The sequence below is a fragment of the Paenibacillus sp. FSL F4-0097 genome, from assembly GCF_038593125.1.
GTDB classification, from domain to species: Bacteria; Bacillota; Bacilli; order Paenibacillales; family Paenibacillaceae; genus Paenibacillus_AQ; species Paenibacillus_AQ odorifer.
Map to the genome: position 1 here is coordinate 4,139,245 of NZ_CP151965.1, position 19,751 is coordinate 4,158,995.

A 19,751-nucleotide genomic window follows, 5' to 3' on the forward strand; every position below is an offset into this window, starting at 1 on the left:
CAGGATACAAAAAAAGAGATGGTCCACTTCATAAAGTGGCCATCTCTTTTACTGTCTATTGAAGGTTTCAACGGGCTTCTACAGCTTAGGAGCTGATCTTGTTATGCTGATATTGCTCAAGTGACATCAGCACCTCACGCGGCTTGCTGCCCTCGTAAGGACCGATGACCCCACGAGCCTCCATAGAGTCAATCAACCGGGCTGCACGGGTATAACCGACCCGCATACGACGCTGCAGCAGCGACACTGAAGCCTGCTTAGCCTCTAGTACAATTTGTACGGCTTGCTCGTATAATTCATCCTGTGGCTCCTGATCCTCAGTGATTGTATCATCCACTTCAGGAACGATGGACTCATCGTATTCGGCTTCACCTTGACTGCTGACATATTGAACAATAGTCTCTACTTCTTGGTCACTCATAAAAGCTCCCTGTACACGAATAGGCTTAGATGCGCCCATTGGTAAGAACAACATATCACCTCGGCCTAACAACTTCTCTGCACCGGGCATATCCAGAATGGTACGTGAATCCACATTGGACGATACGCCAAAAGCGATCCGGGATGGAATATTAGCTTTAATTAAACCTGTGATGACATCTACTGAAGGACGTTGTGTAGCGATAATTAGATGAATCCCTGCCGCCCGCGCCATTTGTGCAAGTCGGCAAATCGCATCCTCAACATCATTGGCTGCAACCATCATCAAATCCGCAAGCTCGTCCACAATAACAACGATATACGGTAGAATAGCCGCTGGATTCTCAGCCATTAGCTTATTATAACCTTCCATATTCCGTGTTCCCGATTTGGAGAATAGCTCATAACGCTTCTCCATTTCGACTACGATCTTCTTCAAGGCTAGGCTTGCCCGCTTTGGATCTGTGACAACCGGAGCCAAAAGATGGGGAATTCCGTTATACACATTCAGCTCGACCATCTTAGGATCGACCATGAGGAATTTGACCTCATCAGGTTTAGCTTTGTATAAGATGCTTGTTATAATCCCGTTGATACAGACTGATTTACCGGAGCCAGTTGCACCGGCCACCAATAAATGGGGCATCTTAGCCAGATTGCCGATAATGGTCTGGCCGGAAATATCACGGCCAAAAGCAATCGATAATCTGGATTCAGCCTCCTGAAAAATCTGTGTTTCCATAACTTCGCGCATGGTAACAATAGACACTTCAGAGTTCGGAACTTCTATCCCGATCGCAGATTTACCCGGAATCGGTGCTTCCATCCGAATGTCTTTGGCTGCAAGTGCAAGGGCAATGTCATCCGTCAGATTTACAATACGGCTAACCTTAACCCCAATATCCGGTTGTATCTCATATCTTGTAACAGCTGGGCCTCTTACTACCTCCAGCACTTTAGCTCGTACCCCAAAGCTTTCAAGTGTTGCTTCTAATTTACGGGCTGTCTGCATATAATCATTCTGATCTCCAGCTTTGCCACCATTGTTAGGTTTGGCTAAAAGACGGAACGATGGCAGCTTATATGGCTTCGGTGGCGGTGGTGCTGGAGGAGCGGGAATAATCTCTCCATCTGGAGAAGCACCTAGCAGGCCTTCCAAGTCAATACTTACATTCTCCTCAGACTCATCCGTAGCCTGCTGCTTAACGGCATTAGCTCCGGCTACAGCAGGTTTAGCTGCTTCACCACGAGCTGCGGGTGAGAATTCACTCCACTCTTCCCGATCTTCTTCGTTTAAACCTTCTGAACGGATATGTTCAAAGAAATCTCGAATAATAGGCGTCACAGGTTCAATATCCAGATCCGCATCGTCAAAATCATGATCGATATCCTCTAATGGAATTACACGGCTATCTGGTGTTAATCCCGAAATAATCGGACCGCTCGAAGCACTTGTCACAATTGGACCCTGATCGTCATCCTCAGGATCTGCTTCCACCTGTGAACGCGTGGAGCCTGAGAACCAGCCAGATATTTTTTTCAAAAGGACGGGTTGTTTGCGATTAGGCAGATACCGATCGTCTTCGTCTTCTTCATCCTCGTCATCATAGACAGGCTGCTTCACCTGCCGAGCTTTAGCTGGAGCAGCGGCTCTAGATGGTCTCGCCGCTACTGGGACCGCCTTCGGGCGATTTGCAGCATGGAGACGAATCCCCTCCACAAACTTAACCGAGCGCACTCGCAAAAGCGTAAAAATCTCCACATATGACAAGTTGGTAATTAGCATAAAGCTGATCGCCAGCATGACGATCATAAGCAGCTTAGCGCCCAGACTGCCAAAAAGCCATAACAGCGCTGCATACTCCAACCCGCCGATGTAACCTCCGCTTATATCCTTACCCAGCATATAGACATTGCTGTCGTTCGAGCCAGGTGAAAGTGATCCCGAAAGATCATTATGTATTTGTGTCATTACATTGCCAGGATGTAACAAAGACAACGGGCCAAGCTTCTGCTCCATTGCAGATATTGTGCTCATAAGGCACATTGACAACAGAAGCAGAAGCACGCCAGTATGCCTGCTGTTCCACGAGGAAGGCCATCTTCGATGGATCATAACCATGAGTCCATAAAAAATGCCGACAAGCGGCAACACAAAATAAAATCTCCCTAATAAGTAACCCGCCATACTTGAAAGTGAGCGCCCTACGGCTGCTTCACCAGACAGTGCAATGACGGAAATAGTTATTAATAAAATTCCATATATTTCATATTTTAAAACGCTGCCGAGCAGCGCTTTTTTCTTCTTCTTTTTTCGTTTAGCCACGCCAGCCACCCCCGGAACAACATTATACCATATAATGGCGTGGCGTACCTATGTTCTCTTTTGTCAGAAATTGAATCTTTATGTTATTGTAATTATCGAACCTGGAGAGAACGCCGGATCTAGATAACGGTTCAGTGGACAATCCAATAATCTCACGATCCGCGCACGCCCTTCCTCCATCGGTTCAACCTGCATCAGCATGCCCTGCACACTCACTTCTCGGGTTGTTGCATAATTGTTAAATGCCCCCTCCCACACCTGTTCCATTGCAACTACTGTGTACAGTGTCATTGCGTAATCCCTCCTGGAGTCGATGCAGAGAAATCCCCGCCGATCATTCGGTTGAGATGCGCTAGAGCCGCTCCGATCCCGCCGACCTCATCCATAAGGCCATATTTAACGGCATCCAAGCCCCCCACAGCCGTCCCGATATCACGATTGAGCTCACCTGTCTTAAACATGAGATCACGGAACTGTTCTTCAGAAATACGCGAATGGGAAGTCACAAATTTAACGACACGTTCCTGCATTTTCTCCATATACTCGAACGTTTGCGGCACTCCGATCACTAAACCATTCATACGAATCGGATGAATCGTCATCGTTGCACTTTCGGCAATAATCGAATAAGTGGAGGAAACTGCAATCGGCACCCCGATACTATGCCCGCCTCCAATGACCACGGTTACCGTTGGCTTGGAGAGGGATGCAATCATTTCCGCGATTGCTAATCCCGCTTCTACATCTCCACCTACCGTATTTAAAATGATAAGCAGACCTTTGATGTTTTTATTCTGCTCAGCAGCCACCAGCTGTGGAATGATATGCTCATACTTTGTTGTTTTGTTCTGTGGAGGCATTACAATATGTCCTTCAATCTGACCAATAATCGTTAAGCAAAAAATATCAGGCTCTCCACTTGGGACTACCGTTTGTCCAAGCTCCTTAATCGCTCCCATTGCAGTGGGCGGCATATTTTCATTAGGATTCGGATTAGTTTCTCCTGGGACAACTTCCTCATTTTTTGCTCCATGTGATCCTTCGATGTAGTTCATCTTCGCAGCTCTCCCTTGTCATATGCAGCTCTAGTCTGCTGTTGCCTTACTAACAATCCTTAGTATGACATTTCAGGGTGCTGCCTTATGCAATTTTCAGCTTATGAAGTAATTATGACATGCAAAAACCCCTTCTCCCGAGGAAACCGTCCAATATTTCCGGGGAAAAGGGGCTCAGCCCTAGCTATATATTCTTTGAAGGAGAAACTCTCCTTACACTTCCATGATAATTGGCAAAATCATCGGTCTGCGGCGCGTTTGTTCATATAAGAAACGGCCCAGCGAATCTTTTACGCTTGTTTTAAGGGACGCCCACTCATTTACTTTTTCACTCATCAGGCGTTGCAATGTACTGGATACAATTCGGTTAGCTTCGTCGAGCAGTCCTTCGGACTCCCGAACATAAACGAAACCACGTGAAATGATGTCAGGTCCAGAAACAATGGCACCATTCTGTTTGCTAAGTGTAACCACGACAACCAAGATACCGTCTTGAGACAGCAGCTTACGGTCACGCAATACAATGTTACCCACATCGCCTACACCTAGTCCGTCAATCAATACGTTACCAGCCGTTACTTTACCAGCTTTACGAGCGGCACCGCCTTGGATCTCAACAATTTCACCGATTTCAGTGATGAAAATGTTCTGTGGATCTACGCCAACGGATTCTGCCAGCAAAGCATGTTTGCGTTGCATGCGGAATTCACCGTGGATCGGAATGAAGAATTTCGGCTTCATGAGGTTGAGCATAAGCTTAAGTTCTTCTTGGCTACCGTGACCGGATACGTGAACGCCGGAGTTGGAACCGCTGTAAATCACATCAGCGCCAAGACGGAACAATTCATCGATGGTACGGCCTACATATTTCTCATTACCTGGTACAGGTGTTGCCGCAATAATAACGGTATCGCCTGGCAGGATATCTACTTTACGATGACTGGAACGCGCCATACGTGTCAATGCAGACATTGGCTCGCCTTGGCTGCCTGTGCAAAGAACAACGACACGATTAGCTGCCATTCTATTCATTTCTTCTGGTTCGATCAGCATACCGTCAGGTACGTTCAGATACCCAAGCTCAGAAGCGATGGATACAACGTTAACCATACTACGGCCAATTACTGTAATCTTACGACCCGTGGATTCTGCTGCATTAACCACTTGCTGAATACGGTGCACATTGGAAGCAAAAGTTGCTACAACGACACGTTGCTCAGCTTTGCGGAAAATATCTTCCAGCACAATACCGACATTCTTCTCAGAAGGGGTAAAGCCTGGTTTCTCAGCATTCGTACTATCCGACAAAAGAGCAAGCACGCCCTTTTGGCCAATCTCTGCCATCCGATGCAGATTTGCAAATTGACCGTTGACTGGGGTGTGGTCAAATTTGAAATCGCCCGTATGAACAACATTTCCTTCCGGAGTCTCAATGCATACACCCACGGAATCAGGAATGCTGTGATTGGTTCTAAAGAAAGTTACCTTAAGTGAGTTCCCCAATTGAATTTCTGAATCTTCGTTGATCAGAATCCGTTTGGTGTCACCCAGCAGGTTCGCTTCCTTCAATTTGTTCTCTACAAGGCCTAAAGTTAATCTTGTTCCATAGACTGGAACATTCAAATTCTTCAGGACATAAGGCAGACCACCGATGTGATCCTCGTGTCCGTGAGTAAGCACAATACCTCTTACCTTGTCACGGTTCTCTGTCAAATACGAGATATCAGGAATTACGATGTCAATACCGAGCATATCCTCTTCCGGAAACTTGAGTCCCGAATCCACGACTACAATGTCAGCTCCGTATTGAATAACATACATGTTTTTCCCGATTTCTCCGACTCCGCCCAATGCGAAAATCGTCAATTTATCGTTGTTGTTTTTTTTGGACAAATGAATCTAACCCTCCTATGATGTTGGACGTCATACTTTTATTGGTAAATATCGAACTTCGATTATTTCAGCGGCGCTGAACACATTCTTCAAACAGCTAATAACTTCCAATCAACAAGGAAATTCCTGAAATCTGTAAAATGCGCAATGCGAAAGCTCCCGATTCCGGGCAGTAAAGTTCATATTGAAGCGGACAAACGCCGTCAAAATTCACCGTCGCGCCCCTCGCGCGAAGACATGTCATTTATTTAAACAGACTCATCTTGGGACCTATCCTGTCTCACAATGTATTACATTGACGGAAGATTACCGCATATTTAATTTTAACCGCACCCAGTCACTTAAGATCATTATACATGATTTTTTTGGCAAAAGACAAGTCATCCGCCTCGTATCCAAATTCTTTCCTTAAATTCGCCTCAATATTTCAGAAAAAAAATATAAATGCAAAAACCGGCTCCCCCAATAGAGTAGCCGGTTTAGAACGTTCATCATCAATGATTAATTCTTAGTGAAATAGACCTTCAATAAAAGCCGCTTCCGCTTCCGTTGGCGAAATAAGTGGCAATCTGACTCCGCCCACAGGGATCCCCTTGAGTCCTAAAGCATATTTTACTGCTGATGGATTGGGCAGCGGTTGTGGGCATTCAAACATTCCTTTAAAAATCGGGAACAGCTGGCGATGAATCTCTCCAGCAAGCTGAACATTGCCGGAGGAATAAGCGTAAATCATTTCTGACATCTGCGCACCAACCACATGGCTAGATACACTTATAATTCCGTATCCACCAACAGCCAGACTGGCAAGACCCGAGGCATCATCACCTGTATATACACGGAAATCATCTGAACAAGCAGAGGCAATAAGTGTTACCTGATCCACAGACGCGCATTCTTTCGTAGCAATGATGTTCGGAATCTCAGCAAGTCGCAGGGTAGTGGCCACGCTCATACTTACACCTGTTCGACCTGGAACATTATATAGAATCACTGGTAATGAAGTCTCTGAAGCAATCGTGGAAAAATGCTGATAAAGACCTTCCTGATTCGGTTTATTATAATAAGGAACGACCAAAAGCACTCCATCTACACCTATTTTCTCTGCTTCCTTCGTCAGATGAATGGAATGTTTCGTGTTATTGCTGCCAGTTCCAGCAATAACTTTACAACGTCCATTCGCCTTTTCCAGCACAAAAGAAAACAGCTGCAGCTTTTCCTCATCGCTTAACGTAGGCGATTCCCCTGTCGTTCCGCAGACAACCAAAGCCTCTGATTTCTGTACCTCAATTAAATAATCGACAAGCTGTGAAGTTACATCCCAGTTGATTTCTCCATCCCCATCAAAAGGGGTTACCATGGCTGTTATTAATCTTCCGAAATCCACTTTGAATTCCTCCCTGTCAGCGGTGCAATTCAAACATAGCATGCAGCGAACGCAAGGACTGCACCATATCTTCTTTTTTCACAAGCACCCATATCGTTGTATTCGAATCCGCGGATTGTAGAATTTGAATGTTTTGCGAGCTAAGCGCCTCAACGATGCGCGCCATAATACCAGGCACACCGTTAATTCCGCCCCCGATAACAGAAACTTTGGCACAACCCGATAAACTCTTAGGTCGCAAACCCAGCTGTTGCAGAGCAGAAATAGCCTTCTCTGATTTGTCATCAAAAACCGTATAAAGAGCTTCCGTAGGTGTTACATTAATAAAATCAACGCTTATCCCGTTATCTGCCATACTCTTAAAGATTTGCAATTGCACTCCGGTTCCGTTACCGTCCGGGCATTCTACAGAAATCTGTGTAACATTGCTGACATAAGCAATCCCTGTAACGAATCGATCCACAATACCCCCTGCTTGGATATCGTTAAATCCTTCTGGATTCGTAACCAGCGTACCTTCAGCTTCTGAAAAGGTTGAACGAACACGAACTGGAATCTGTGCCTGCATAGCAATCTCAACCGCACGTGGATGAATGACTTTTGCTCCCTGATGAGCCATATTGCAAATTTCAGTATAACTAACGTAAGTTAATGGCTTAGCATCTTCAACGATCCGTGGATCAGCTGTAAGTATCCCGTTAACATCCGTATAAATATCCACCATATCAGCATGAAGAGCAGCACCAAGTGCTGTAGCAGAGGTATCACTACCGCCACGGCCTAAAGTTGTTAAATCACCCGCTTCAGTCTGGCCCTGGAACCCGGTAACAATAACCACTTTATCCTCACGCAGCTCACGGAGAATGCGTTCCGGACGTACATCCAGAATTCTGGCATTGCCATAGTTGCTGTCTGTCAGAAATCCTGCCTGAGCTCCCGTTAATACTGTAGAAGCGATACCTTCATTCTCCAACAGCCCACATAGAGTAGTAGCTGAAATAATTTCACCGCAGCACATCAGGAGATCTTTTTCCCGGTCAGGAAGTGCATCTCCGTTCTGCACGGCCCAATCCAGCAAAGTGTCTGTTGCGTAAGGCTCTCCGCGACGGCCCATGGCCGATACAACAATAACAAGACTGTAGCCACTTGCCAGCTCTCTTTTGACATTGCGGATTACGTGTTCTCTAGCTTGCGGTGTGGATAGCGATGTTCCTCCGAATTTTTGTACCAGAATACCCATGTATAATTCCCCCATTATTATCAAAGCAAACACACTAATCATTCGTGAAAAGATTACGGTACGTGAGCTTATTCGTTAAGTAAGTTGTTAAATGGCTGTACCGCCCTCGAACCTGAGGACGGTAGCAATATTGCTTATATTTTTTTGATAGCAATGAACTTAGCTGTTTCCACTACGTTATCTTGGCACTTCTCATTGCTCATTTGGTGCATCTCCCCTTTTATTGTCCACAACAAAATCAGCCGAGCTCTGTTAATTTTCTATGCTGAATGAAACCGTTCGATGATCATCGGCTGTAGTTGTTTACCTTGCAAAGCGGCATAGCAAGCTTCCGGGATAAGATCCATGCGTGCCACGAGCGAGTTAGGTTTACCCTCAGGGTTATCTTGACCGAATGGTACAAAATAAATATGTTTAGCCACCAGAAGCTTAGCAATATTTGCGGCATTTAGGCCCAATCCATCATTTGTAGATATCGCTAGAACTAGTGGACGTCCGTTGCGCATCTGCGATTTAGCGGCCATTAGCACGGGACTATCCGTCATGGCATTAGCCAGTTTACTCGTTGTATTTCCTGTGCAAGGTGCTATTGTCAGCACATCCAGCAGCTTGGAAGGACCCAGCGGCTCCGCTTCAACAATTGTAGAAATGATATCATTCCCTGTTATATCTTTCAACTGTTTTAACCAATTTTGCGATGTCCCAAAGCGGGTGTCTGTTCCTAGTACAGATGCTGAAACTATAGGTACTACGTTTGCTCCCCCGTCTACGAAGCGCTGAATTTGTGGCATTACCTCAGCAAAAGTGCAATGAGATCCAGTGATCGCATACCCTACTGTTTTTCCGTGCCAATCCATTTTATTCGTCCCCCTTGATTAAAGCCTCGTCCGAAATCGACTGTACCAGCGCATTTGCCATAATAATCCCAGCGCTTTTTGGAGCTACAATGCCAGGGAGTCCTGGAGCCAGCATCGCCTTAATCCCACGTTTTTCAGCATAACGAAAGTCACAACCGCCTGGTGCAGATGCCAGATCAATAATTACGCAATGCGGCGCAAGCCGCGAGAGCACCTGAGCGGTGATGATCATACTTGGTATCGTATTAAATATAAGATCCACATCCGGTACGTGAAGCAGCAGCTCACTGGTCATAAAAGGCTTCCAGCCCATTTCCTCAGCACGTGCATAATGTTCTTGTTTTCTGACACCAACCTTTACACTAGCCCCCAGTCCCTGTAGACTTCGAGCCATTGTAAATCCAGTTCTACCTAAACCAAGCACCATTGATTTCGAGCTGTGAATCGTAAAATCCGTGTTCTGAATGGCCATTACCAGCGCTCCCTCCGCTGTCGGGATAGAGTTGTAAATAGCCACATCATCACGATTAAGCAGTTCGATTAACTTTAGTGAGTGCTTGGTACACATCCCGCGCAAGTAACTTTTAGCCATACCGGTATACACTAAACAATCGGATGGCAGCGCAGTGAAATGCTCCTCCAGAATCGTTAAACGCTCAGAAGAAAATAGAGCACTAATATTTCCTTCATCATCACAGCCTACCGTAGGCAACACTAATACATCTGCATTACTTAGCAGCTCTACCGTCAATTGTTCCAGGCTCACCCCTGGGCTAGGGGTCTCCCACTTATCGAACCCGGCAGCGCTTACCGTCGCATCCAATTCCACACATTTCCGAATCACTTCAAGCTGTCTCGCGTCCCCGCCCAGGAACACGATCCTGACGCCAGTAAGCATAGGGATGACGCTCCTTTCAACATACACTATCGACTATAAAGCATCTTATGCTGGGCATAGTTAATGGGTGAAGAGCGGAAATGAAATCCCCGGCACGCATGGCTGATGGCTGATGAGCAGATGGCTTACGGCTGATGAGTTACGGACCGAGATGCAACTATTTGTGTATTTTTTGTCTTTTAGGAGGAGTTTCGGACTGGAGAGCTCTTATTCGACATAAACAGGTTCGATATCAGGTGTTTTTGATCCAATAGTGACACTGGGGTCCGAAAACAGCCAAATTAAGAAGATTTGTTGTTAATAAGAGCGCTGAGGTCCGATAGGGGCTTCGTTTTTAATTTGACGGTAGGGTTAGAGTTGTGGCAGAGCGCCAATGAAAATGCTGAGTTTATTCGATGGGGAAATCGGATGTAGTTGGAGTAGCAGATAGCACTTTATAAAATGCTATCTGCATAACAATCGAAGAAAATAATGTTTTTGATAATTAACTCTGCATAACAAAAAAAGCTCACGAATCATGCCTTGGGCATGAATTCGTAAGCTTTTTAAATGAATTATATCAACAATCTTATTTGCCAGTATGACCAAAGCCTCCGGCTCCGCGTTGTGTTTCGGACAACTCTTCCACTTCCACCAAATTAACCACTGGAACAGCTTGAAATACCATTTGGGCAATCCGCTCATTGCGAGCGATAGCAAACGGCTCCTGCCCCAGATTGATCAAGAGTACTTTGATCTCTCCGCGGTAATCAGCGTCTATAGTTCCAGGTGTATTCAAGCAGGTAATCCCGTGCTTCAAGGCCAGTCCACTACGCGGACGGATCTGCGCTTCAAGCCCCTCTGGCATAGCCAGTGAAATCCCTGTTGGAATTAAAGCACGCTCTCCTGGTGCAAGTACAATTTCACCCGCAACTGCAGCATAAAGATCATAACCGGAAGCTTGCTCCGACATTTTACAAGGAAGATTTACATCCTCGTTTCCAGTAAGTTTATTGATTTGTACGTAATAAGACAAGATCATCTCTCCTAACATTTGCAATAGCTTTATCTGATGAGCCTACCATCGCTAAAGAAAGCGGCTCCGCGAACATATGGTCCAGCACACTGTTGATATTGTCCATCGTCACTAGCTGAATTTTGGCGATCATATCGTCCAATGTATTATGTCTTCCGAGCATAAGTTCATTTTTTCCGATACGGTTCATTCGGCTGCTAGTGCTTTCGAGACTAAGAATGAGACTGCCTTTAAGCTGCTCCTTGCCTTTTCTCAGCTCATCTTCACTGAGGCCGTTGGTAGCAAGTTCGTACATCATTTCCTTGATTAACTCCATGACATCTTTTGTTTGCTTGGGCGCTGTACCGGCATAGACCGTAAACAGACCAGAATCTGCCTGGGAGCTGTGATAGGAATACACCGAATAAGCTAATCCGCGTTTTTCACGAATTTCCTGGAACATACGGGAGCTCATCCCTCCGCCTACGGCATTATTGATCAGCACCATAGCATATTGCAAGGGATCGCCAGAACGTACGCCAGGCAAGGAAAGACAGATGTGATTCTGCTCTGTTTTCTTGCGGTGAAATAAGAGTTCTCCATAGTAATCTGGTGGAGTCAGCGGCGCACTTGTACCATGATTATCAAAAGAACCAAAATGCTGTTCCAGCAGTTCGATCAATCCATCACTAATGTTGCCGGCTACACTTATAACCGTATTCTCAATCGTGTATTGTTCCTTCATATACGCCCGAAGATCATCCGGCTTCATCTCCATCAGCCGTTCCTTCAAGCCAAGGATGGAATACGCTAGCGGATGGTCCTTGTAGGCAGCAGCACACATCAAATCATGTACAAGATCATCCGGCGTGTCTTCGCACATGGAGATTTCCTCAAGGATGACATTCTTTTCTTTCTCCAGCTCTTCAGCGTCCATCCGTGAACGGAAGAACATATCCGCTAATACATCTACAGCGATGGGCAGATGCTCATCCAGTACTTTAGCATAATAACATGTATATTCCTTTGAGGTAAACGCATTTACATTGCCCCCGATGGCGTCAAACTGCTCAGCAATATCCTTGGCGCTGTACCGATCCGTACCTTTAAAAAGCATATGTTCTACAAAATGGGATATCCCGTTGTTTCCAGGGTGTTCATTCCGAGAGCCTGTCTTTACCCAGATTCCGAAAGAAACGGACCGGCCAGTCGGGATTTTCTCCATTACCACTCGTAAACCATTGGATAACACTATTTTTTCCACTTCAAGTCCTCCTGGCAAATAGCCATGTTCTATCTAATTTAATTACACGTGCCTATAATCCTACCAGAAATACAGCTCTCACTCAACATTAGAGGGGATCAGCCGCTCTGCTGAGAGCGTTTGACTAACTGTACCTAACTGCAACCCTTTTGCTTTGATTCCACGTATCATGGCCCTCAGAGCTTTGGAGGATGAGGCTGTGGGATGCATTAAGACTAGAGTGCCTGGTTCCGCTTTGCTTGTGATTTTGGCAACTACAGATTCAGGAGAAGGATTACGCCAATCCACGGTATCCACGGTCCATAGTACGGTCTTGAGCCCTAAACTGCTGGCAATTTCTACTGTCTCCTGATCGAAATCACCAGAAGGGGGTGCGAACCATTTATTAGTGACTCCAAGCGATTCCTTTAACAGCTTTTGTGTCTTCTCAATTTCTACAGTAGCTCGCGCACGACTTAAAGTACTCATATTAGGGTGGGTATAAGCATGATTCTCCATCTCATGACCACGTTTTAGCATTTCTTTAGCCAGCTCCGGATTTTTACTCAGCCAGCTCCCATCCAGAAAAAACGTAACTTTAACGTTCTCTTCATCCAAAACATCCAACATTGGCACAATGTACTCATTTCCCCACGCCACATTAATCATCAACGATACCATCGGTTTGGCCGGATTCCCACGATATATGGGTTCAGCTCCCAGTTGATTCAGTGATATCTGTGGTTCAATCTGCCGATACATAAATTTTATAGGTTCTTTTGGCGCCAAAAGAGCATTCCGATATGTACTCTCTACATCAATCTCAAGTCCGTTATAACCCGGAATCGCCTTCCATACCCGATCAACCACGGCATTCACTGGAGGGGCATTAAGTTTGGCTGCGGCGGTCTCAATCCGTGTCCGAAGATCATTGTTCTCCGGCTTAGAAATATCCTTCCACACAGCTAGGTCATCCTGCGGCTTCAATTGCGCAAGCATGTCCTTTACCGGTCCCTGAGTGCTGCCAATTCCTATCACGATCGCAATACAAGCAATCACTAAAGCCACTTTTTCCGTCTTCATGACGACTTCCTCCCCGGCAGAAACGACTTGTAGTCCGTTCCACACGAATACAAAGACACTTTGTCCCAATCTATGAGACAAGAGAGGAATTTATGTCATAAGAACAGAGGCAAGAGGCGTGATAGTGATGCACTTTACTTTATTTCATATAAAAAAAGAGCCAGAACGCAATCGCTTCTGTCTCCTTTTATTATGCTATTAGGTACTTTAGAAAAGGTACCTCTACAATTGAAACTTAAGCTTTAGCTCCAGTTTCCGAAGTCAATACCGCTTTACGCGACAGGTTAACCCGGCCTTGTTGGTCGATTTCGGTAACTTTAACGGTAATTGTATCCCCGACAGCTACAACATCTTCAACCTTAGCTACGCGCTCAGTGGATAATTGGGAAATGTGTACCAATCCGTCTTTACCCGGAATTAGTTCAACAAATGCTCCGAATTTCTCAATACGTCTAACTGTACCCACATAGATTTCTCCGACTTGTACTTCACGCACTAGTCCTTCGATAATCGAACGTGCCTTTTGGATCATCTCTTCATCTGAAGAACCGATAAAGACACGGCCATCTTGTTCGATGTCGATTTTTACGCCGGTTTCTTCAATAATTTTATTGATAATCTTACCACCAGCACCGATAACATCACGGATTTTGTCCGGATTGATGTTGATAATAATAATTTTCGGAGCATATTTGGACAGATTAGGTCTTGGCGCAGAGATCGCTTCATTCATTTTGTCCAAGATGAACAGACGGCCTTCTTTAGCCTGCTGAAGTGCATCCTGAAGAATGTTGCGGTCGATACCGGCAATCTTAATGTCCATTTGAATAGCTGTAACACCTTCTGCTGTACCAGCTACCTTGAAGTCCATATCTCCGAGGTGATCTTCCATACCTTGAATATCCGTCAGGATGGAGACATGCTCTCCGTCTTTGATCAGACCCATTGCTACTCCGGCTACCGGTGCTTTGATTGGCACACCAGCGTCCATCATAGCCAGAATGCTGGCACAGATACTTGCCTGGGAAGTAGAACCGTTAGATTCAATCGCTTCTGATACTAGACGAATCGTGTACGGGAATTCAGTTTCACTAGGTATAACCTTGGATAATGCACGTTCTCCAAGTGCTCCATGACCGATTTCACGGCGTCCTGGTGCTCTAAGCGGACGAGCTTCCCCTACGCTGAACGGTGGGAAGTTGTAATGGTGCATGAAACGTTTCGTTTCAGTAGGATCGATTCCGTCGAGAATTTGCACATCACCTAGTGCTCCAAGGGTACAAACGCTAAGGATTTGTGTTTGTCCACGTGTAAACAGACCGGAACCGTGTGTACGCGGTAACAGACTTGTATCACATTCAATCGGACGGATTTCATCAAGTTTACGTCCATCTGGACGAACCTTATCATGTGTGATTAGACGTCTTACTTCATCCTTCACGATATCATGTAGGACTTCTTTAACATCTTTCAGAAGCTCCGGTGCTTCTATGTACTTCTCTACGAAATACGCAACCGCTTCATCATTAACGACATCAATCGCTTCCTGACGCGCATGTTTTTCAGCTATTTTAACGGCTTCCACCAGACGAGCCTCAGCAAATGCACGGACCTCAGTATTCACGTCAGCATTCACTGTATGCAGCTTCACAGCCATTTTTTCTTTACCAGCCACTTTAACCAGTTCTTCAATGGTTGCAACGATCTTGCGGATTTCATCATGACCGAACATAATCGCTTCGAGCATCACATCTTCCGTCACTTCGTTCGCTTCTGCTTCAACCATCATGATTGCATCCTTCGTTCCAGCAACCACTACATAAACATCACTGATTGCTTGCTGAGACATATCCGGATTGATCACAAACTCTCCATTAATCCGACCTACAGCAACGCCGCCGATTGGTCCATCAAAAGGCACATCGGAAATACTAAGTGCAGCTGAAGTACCGATCATAGCAGCAATATCTGGTGCGCAGTCCTGATCCACACTCATTACCATGTTCAACACCTGAACATCGTTACGAAATCCTTCAGGGAACAGTGGTCTGATTGGACGGTCTGTCAAACGGCTTGACAGAATCGCTTTCTCACTCGGTCTACCTTCCCGTTTAATAAATCCGCCAGGAATTTTACCTACCGCATATAATCTTTCCTCATAGTTGACTGTAAGCGGGAAAAAATCCAGATCCTTAGGCTCTTTCGAAGCCGTAACGGTACATAATACCGAAGTATCCCCGTAACGCACCATAACAGCTGCATTTGCTTGTTTAGCCAGGCGGCCCGTTTCCAGCACAAGGCGTCTTCCACCCAGCTGCATTTCTACACGTTTTTCCATAAATACCTCCTTGAATAGTAGTAGACCCGCAGTCTAAAATAGCAGGTTCACATATCGATCTAAATGAATTGGAAAGGCTTGTCCCAAAGGGAGGCTACCTATTCTGTATGCATATAAGAAGAAACGGCTGGGCCTTACTGAAAAGTAAAGCCGCCGTTTTTGCGAATAATCTCATCGATCCTAATATTAAGTTTTCCCTAAATTTTCAAAAAGCAACCCAGCTGTCCCGCTGTCGCTCCGAGAAGGACATACGGTATACAACCAGGCTGCTTTAAGAGTAATCTTATGGAAAATTAACGACGCAATCCCAGTCTTTCGATCAGGGCGCTGTAACGTCTGATGTCTTTGTTTTTCAAATACGCCAGAAGTTTACGACGTTGTCCAACCATTTTCAACAATCCGCGACGGGAGTGATGATCTTTCTTGTGCGTACGCAAGTGGTCAGTCAAATTAACGATGTTCTCCGTTAGGATAGCAACTTGCACCTCAGGGGATCCAGTATCGGATTCGTGAGTTTTGTGCTCGTCGATCAATTGATGTTTACGTTCTTGAGTTAATGCCATCCTGTTCACCTCCTTCAATATAATCGCCACTAGCCTCGTCACCGTCGGTGAGAACGTGCAACCAAGCTAAGGTTATGATGCTGTAAGCCAGCAACGTTACTTAGTATAGCATCTCCATTAACAAAAGTAAACGGCTTGTCCGGGATGACTATAAATTATACTCCAGAATCTTCTTCGCGGTTTCTGCATCCTCGCCAATCTGAGTAATCAATGCCCCAATGGAGTCAAACTTCCGTTCTGGACGAATGTAAGATACAAATTCTACCTTAAGCTCTTGATCATACAGGTCACCCTCGAAGTCAAACAGATGTACCTCAAAGCTCGGAGTCAACACACCCTCATGAAAGGTTGGTTTAACGCCCACATTCATAACCCCGTACAGAACTTTATCCTTATAAAAGACTCGAACCGCATATACACCTTTGGTCGGAATGACAAAATGATCACTGAGCTTCAAATTGGCAGTTGGAAAACCAATTGTGCGGCCTCTCTTCTCACCATGCCCCACTTCACCACGCAGATGATAGCAACGTCCGAACCAGGAGTTTGCCAGTCCCAGATCTCCATTTTGGAGACTTTTGCGAATGCCGGAGCTGCTAACCTTTTCGCCTTCAAGCAGAAAAGGAGGAGCAACTTCCACATTCATAACACCTTCACCCAGCTTACGAAGCATCTCAACATCGCCTTCACCTTGGTAGCCAAAGCGAAAGTCAAAGCCAACAACTGCAGTTACAATATGTAGCGGCAAAAGCATAACAGAGACAAAATTCTGTGGACTAACCCGGGAAAGCTGCTCATTAAATTCAATAACATACAGGATATCTACACCCATGCTGGCAAGAATCTCTTGCTTTTCAAAGGGTGGCGTCAAGTACCCTTCATAATCCCCCTTACCCATAACATCTTTGGGATGAGGATGAAATGTAAGGACTGCAGCCGGCACACCTTGTTTACGGGCTAAGGCCACAGCGGATGTAATGACACTGGCATGTCCACGATGCAGGCCGTCAAACTGCCCTAGAGCAGCCACTTGAGGTTGTGCCCATTCGGCAGCAGTCTCCGGCGACATCGGATAGGTTAACGTTACGGTTCTCACGCTGTTTCTCACCTACAATTCACTTGGTAAAATTGATTTAAGCTTGTGCAAACACTTTTACTGGGGCAATAGCACCTGTCTCTTCCAGCTCATAAATGCCAAGAAACAATCCCTGAAGATCGTATAGCCGAATTTGACCTGCTGTCTTCACTTCTGGAGCAATGAACCGCGAAGACAAACGTTGACCCTGCAGTGCTGCCTTCTTCTTCTCATCCATAACGGTATGCTTAGGCAAATGCGAAATTGCCTCATCAGCAGCGATTAAATGATCTTCTAATGTTCCGGCTTCCTTGTGCGCGGCAATATCCTCAAGGGATAAACAATGGCTGGCAGAAATTCCTGCCGACATTGTTCTCTCCAGCTTCACCATTACACCCGGCAGTCCAAGCGCACGACCGATATCAACACAAAGTGTTCGAATATACGTGCCTTTGGAGCATAATACCCGGAAAGTGATGTCGGGATGATTACCTTCCCAAGTCATATCCGTCATTTCGATTTCATAAATCTCTACTTCACGACTTTTTCGTTCAACGGTCTTGCCTTCTCTAGCCAATTCATAAAGACGTTTGCCATCCACTTTCACCGCAGAGTACATGGGAGGAACCTGAGAAATTACACCTTTGAAAGAGGCAAGCACTGCAAGAATCTCTTCCTCAGTTACATGAACCTCATCTACAGTTTCCGTAATGGTTCCAGTTAAGTCTTCAGTATCACTGGACATCCCCAGTCTCAGTGTTGCCACATATTCTTTGGGCAGCTCCTGAATATACTCCACAACGCGAGTCGCACGTCCCAGACAAAGCGGCAATACACCAGTCACTTGGGGATCTAGTGTCCCCGTATGACCAATCCGTTTCATGCCGAGAATACGACGTGCCTTGGCTACAACATCATGTGAAGTGAAGCCTGCCGGTTTATAAACCGCCAGAACACCTTCTAGTTCACTCATAAATGACGTCTTACCTCCTCAAGCACCTGAGCTATTGCCTCTTCAAGCGTAGCTTCTATACGCGCACCTGCAGCACGGGTATGACCGCCGCCTCCAAACGTTTGCGCCAATGCAGCCACGTCTACTTTACCTGCAGAACGTAGACTAACCTTGACCGCATGTTCGTGAATAACTTTAAAAAGAATGCCTACTTCCACGCCCCGAATATTACGAGGGTAGTTTACGATTCCTTCCAAATCTTCATTAGCAGCAGCACATTCGATCATATGCTCGGGTGTAACATATAGCCAGGCAATATCTCCTTCAGGAGATAATTCCAGCGTATTTAAGGCTTTATTTAATATTTTAACCTGTGGCAGCGTCATTTCTTCAAGCAATGTCTCAGCGAGTTCAGGACCGTTAACTCCAAGGGATAATAGCTCAGATACAGTTGCCATTACTTTTGGTGATGTGTTGGTATAACGAAAACCACCGGTATCTGTTAACAGACCCGTATATATAGCTGTGGCGATATCAATATCCCATTCGATCTCGAATGTCTTCAGCAGGTCGAACAATATTTCCGCTGTCGCAGCTGCATCCGGTTTGATTAAATTAACGAATCCATAACCGTTATTTGTTGGATGGTGATCAATGTTCAGGATAAGAGCCTCATTCGCAAAATAGCGGTTTGTCAGCCCTACTCGCTGAAAATCCGCACAATCCACACAGATGACGTTGCTGTATTGACGGGGCGGTTCACTAGAGGCCATATTGATGATTTCATCCGAATGCCATAGGTATTCCATTCGCTTCGGGATCGGTCCTTCATTCAGCATAGTGTATTTTTTGCCCAGACATGAGAGAAGCCAGCCCACCGCAAGGGTGGAGCTGACTGCATCTCCGTCCGGCTGAACATGCGACACTACAAGGTAATCGTCGTGTTCCAGCAGAAACTCACGGGTCTGCTGGAGACTTTGTTCATAGCTCTGCATTCGCCGTCTCCTTTTTAAAGGTTGTTCAAAATAGCATAACGCTATTTTGAACCCCACTTTAATCACTTATTTCTAATCGTTCTTATGAAGCTCTCCAAGAAGCTTCTCAATATGACTGCCATAAGCGACAGATTCGTCGATCTTGAAGATCAGCTCCGGTGTATGCCGAAGGCGAATGGCCTTGCCAAGCTCTGAGCGAAGAAAACCATTGGCTTTCTCAATCGCTTTAAGCGAGTCTGCCTTCTGCTCTTCATCCCCGAACACGCTTAAGTATACCTTGGCTTGCGATAGATCGTTAGTCACATCTACGCCAGTTACAGTTACAAAACCGATTCGAGGGTCTTTCAGACCGCTTTGGATAAGTTGACTAAGCTCTTTCTTGATCTGCTCGCCCACTCGTCCTGCTCTAATTTTAGACATCTATATTCACCTCTT

The 19,751-nt window shown here is 45.6% G+C and carries 17 protein-coding genes; all 17 read right to left on the reverse strand.

Annotated elements, in window-relative coordinates; all coding sequences use genetic code 11:
* Positions 1-85: 85 nt before the first annotated feature.
* The 17 genes from MHH86_RS18490 to rbfA all read right to left on the reverse strand — a co-directional run bounded on the left by MHH86_RS18490 (position 86) and on the right by rbfA (position 19,736).
* A complete protein-coding gene (locus tag MHH86_RS18490) occupies positions 86-2,746 on the reverse strand; it encodes a DNA translocase FtsK (RefSeq protein WP_076100401.1) in 2,661 nt (886 codons plus the stop codon).
* A 78-nt stretch (positions 2,747-2,824) separates the two neighbouring features.
* The gene (locus tag MHH86_RS18495; protein WP_038571911.1) at positions 2,825-3,037 is read right to left on the reverse strand and encodes a YlzJ-like family protein; all 213 of its coding nucleotides are present in this window, start codon (positions 3,035-3,037) and stop codon (positions 2,825-2,827) included.
* Complete coding sequence (locus tag MHH86_RS18500) at positions 3,034-3,801, reverse strand: ATP-dependent Clp protease proteolytic subunit (protein ID WP_076100398.1); 768 nt, start codon at positions 3,799-3,801, stop codon at positions 3,034-3,036. Before MHH86_RS18500 ends, MHH86_RS18495 begins: the two co-directional genes overlap by 4 nt.
* A gap of 213 nt (positions 3,802-4,014) precedes the next feature.
* Positions 4,015-5,694 (reverse strand): ribonuclease J, encoded by a 1,680-nt coding sequence (locus MHH86_RS18505; RefSeq protein WP_036688436.1) that lies wholly within the window; start codon positions 5,692-5,694, stop codon positions 4,015-4,017.
* A 508-nt stretch (positions 5,695-6,202) separates the two neighbouring features.
* Positions 6,203-7,078, reverse strand: coding sequence for a 4-hydroxy-tetrahydrodipicolinate synthase (gene dapA / locus MHH86_RS18510; protein ID WP_340940484.1), 876 nt, complete (start codon positions 7,076-7,078; stop codon positions 6,203-6,205).
* Positions 7,079-7,094: 16 nt separating this feature from the next.
* The gene (dapG, locus tag MHH86_RS18515; RefSeq protein WP_036688442.1) at positions 7,095-8,318 is read right to left on the reverse strand and encodes an aspartate kinase; all 1,224 of its coding nucleotides are present in this window, start codon (positions 8,316-8,318) and stop codon (positions 7,095-7,097) included.
* A gap of 260 nt (positions 8,319-8,578) precedes the next feature.
* Positions 8,579-9,175 (reverse strand): dipicolinate synthase subunit B, encoded by a 597-nt coding sequence (locus tag MHH86_RS18520; protein ID WP_036688443.1) that lies wholly within the window; start codon positions 9,173-9,175, stop codon positions 8,579-8,581.
* 1 nt (position 9,176) lies between these two features.
* Positions 9,177-10,073, reverse strand: a complete 897-nt coding sequence (dpsA, locus tag MHH86_RS18525; RefSeq protein ID WP_036688445.1) for a dipicolinate synthase subunit DpsA — start codon at positions 10,071-10,073, stop codon at positions 9,177-9,179.
* Positions 10,074-10,641: 568 nt separating this feature from the next.
* The gene (dut, locus tag MHH86_RS18530; RefSeq protein ID WP_170914171.1) at positions 10,642-11,088 is read right to left on the reverse strand and encodes a dUTP diphosphatase; all 447 of its coding nucleotides are present in this window, start codon (positions 11,086-11,088) and stop codon (positions 10,642-10,644) included.
* Positions 11,063-12,331 (reverse strand): pitrilysin family protein, encoded by a 1,269-nt coding sequence (locus MHH86_RS18535; protein WP_036688449.1) that lies wholly within the window; start codon positions 12,329-12,331, stop codon positions 11,063-11,065. Before MHH86_RS18535 ends, dut begins: the two co-directional genes overlap by 26 nt.
* A gap of 78 nt (positions 12,332-12,409) precedes the next feature.
* Positions 12,410-13,393, reverse strand: coding sequence for a polysaccharide deacetylase family protein (locus tag MHH86_RS18540; RefSeq protein WP_340940485.1), 984 nt, complete (start codon positions 13,391-13,393; stop codon positions 12,410-12,412).
* 235 nt (positions 13,394-13,628) lie between these two features.
* A complete protein-coding gene (gene pnp / locus MHH86_RS18545; protein WP_036688453.1) occupies positions 13,629-15,731 on the reverse strand; it encodes a polyribonucleotide nucleotidyltransferase in 2,103 nt (700 codons plus the stop codon).
* 293 nt (positions 15,732-16,024) lie between these two features.
* Positions 16,025-16,294, reverse strand: a complete 270-nt coding sequence (gene rpsO, locus MHH86_RS18550; RefSeq protein WP_036656390.1) for a 30S ribosomal protein S15 — start codon at positions 16,292-16,294, stop codon at positions 16,025-16,027.
* Positions 16,295-16,442: 148 nt separating this feature from the next.
* The gene (locus MHH86_RS18555; RefSeq protein WP_036688455.1) at positions 16,443-17,390 is read right to left on the reverse strand and encodes a bifunctional riboflavin kinase/FAD synthetase; all 948 of its coding nucleotides are present in this window, start codon (positions 17,388-17,390) and stop codon (positions 16,443-16,445) included.
* 37 nt (positions 17,391-17,427) lie between these two features.
* Positions 17,428-18,342, reverse strand: coding sequence for a tRNA pseudouridine(55) synthase TruB (gene truB / locus MHH86_RS18560; protein WP_036688456.1), 915 nt, complete (start codon positions 18,340-18,342; stop codon positions 17,428-17,430).
* Positions 18,339-19,316, reverse strand: coding sequence for a bifunctional oligoribonuclease/PAP phosphatase NrnA (locus tag MHH86_RS18565; protein WP_036688459.1), 978 nt, complete (start codon positions 19,314-19,316; stop codon positions 18,339-18,341). Before MHH86_RS18565 ends, truB begins: the two co-directional genes overlap by 4 nt.
* A 72-nt stretch (positions 19,317-19,388) precedes the next feature.
* Complete coding sequence (gene rbfA / locus MHH86_RS18570) at positions 19,389-19,736, reverse strand: 30S ribosome-binding factor RbfA (protein ID WP_036688461.1); 348 nt, start codon at positions 19,734-19,736, stop codon at positions 19,389-19,391.
* Positions 19,737-19,751 lie beyond the last annotated feature (15 nt).

What these genes read in the sequence shown, in the direction of transcription:
- MHH86_RS18495 (WP_038571911.1), bottom strand. Translation starts at nt 3,037, where the DNA reads ATGACACTGTACACAGTAGTTGCAATGGAACAGGTGTGGGAGGGGGCA.
- rbfA (WP_036688461.1), bottom strand. Translation starts at nt 19,736, where the DNA reads ATGTCTAAAATTAGAGCAGGACGAGTGGGCGAGCAGATCAAGAAAGAG.
- pnp (WP_036688453.1), bottom strand. Translation starts at nt 15,731, where the DNA reads ATGGAAAAACGTGTAGAAATGCAGCTGGGTGGAAGACGCCTTGTGCTG.
- rpsO (WP_036656390.1), bottom strand. Translation starts at nt 16,294, where the DNA reads ATGGCATTAACTCAAGAACGTAAACATCAATTGATCGACGAGCACAAA.
- MHH86_RS18540 (WP_340940485.1), bottom strand. Translation starts at nt 13,393, where the DNA reads ATGAAGACGGAAAAAGTGGCTTTAGTGATTGCTTGTATTGCGATCGTG.
- MHH86_RS18565 (WP_036688459.1), bottom strand. Translation starts at nt 19,316, where the DNA reads ATGCAGAGCTATGAACAAAGTCTCCAGCAGACCCGTGAGTTTCTGCTG.
- MHH86_RS18500 (WP_076100398.1), bottom strand. Translation starts at nt 3,801, where the DNA reads ATGAACTACATCGAAGGATCACATGGAGCAAAAAATGAGGAAGTTGTC.
- truB (WP_036688456.1), bottom strand. Translation starts at nt 18,342, where the DNA reads ATGAGTGAACTAGAAGGTGTTCTGGCGGTTTATAAACCGGCAGGCTTC.
- dapG (WP_036688442.1), bottom strand. Translation starts at nt 8,318, where the DNA reads ATGGGTATTCTGGTACAAAAATTCGGAGGAACATCGCTATCCACACCG.
- MHH86_RS18520 (WP_036688443.1), bottom strand. Translation starts at nt 9,175, where the DNA reads ATGGATTGGCACGGAAAAACAGTAGGGTATGCGATCACTGGATCTCAT.
- dpsA (WP_036688445.1), bottom strand. Translation starts at nt 10,073, where the DNA reads ATGCTTACTGGCGTCAGGATCGTGTTCCTGGGCGGGGACGCGAGACAG.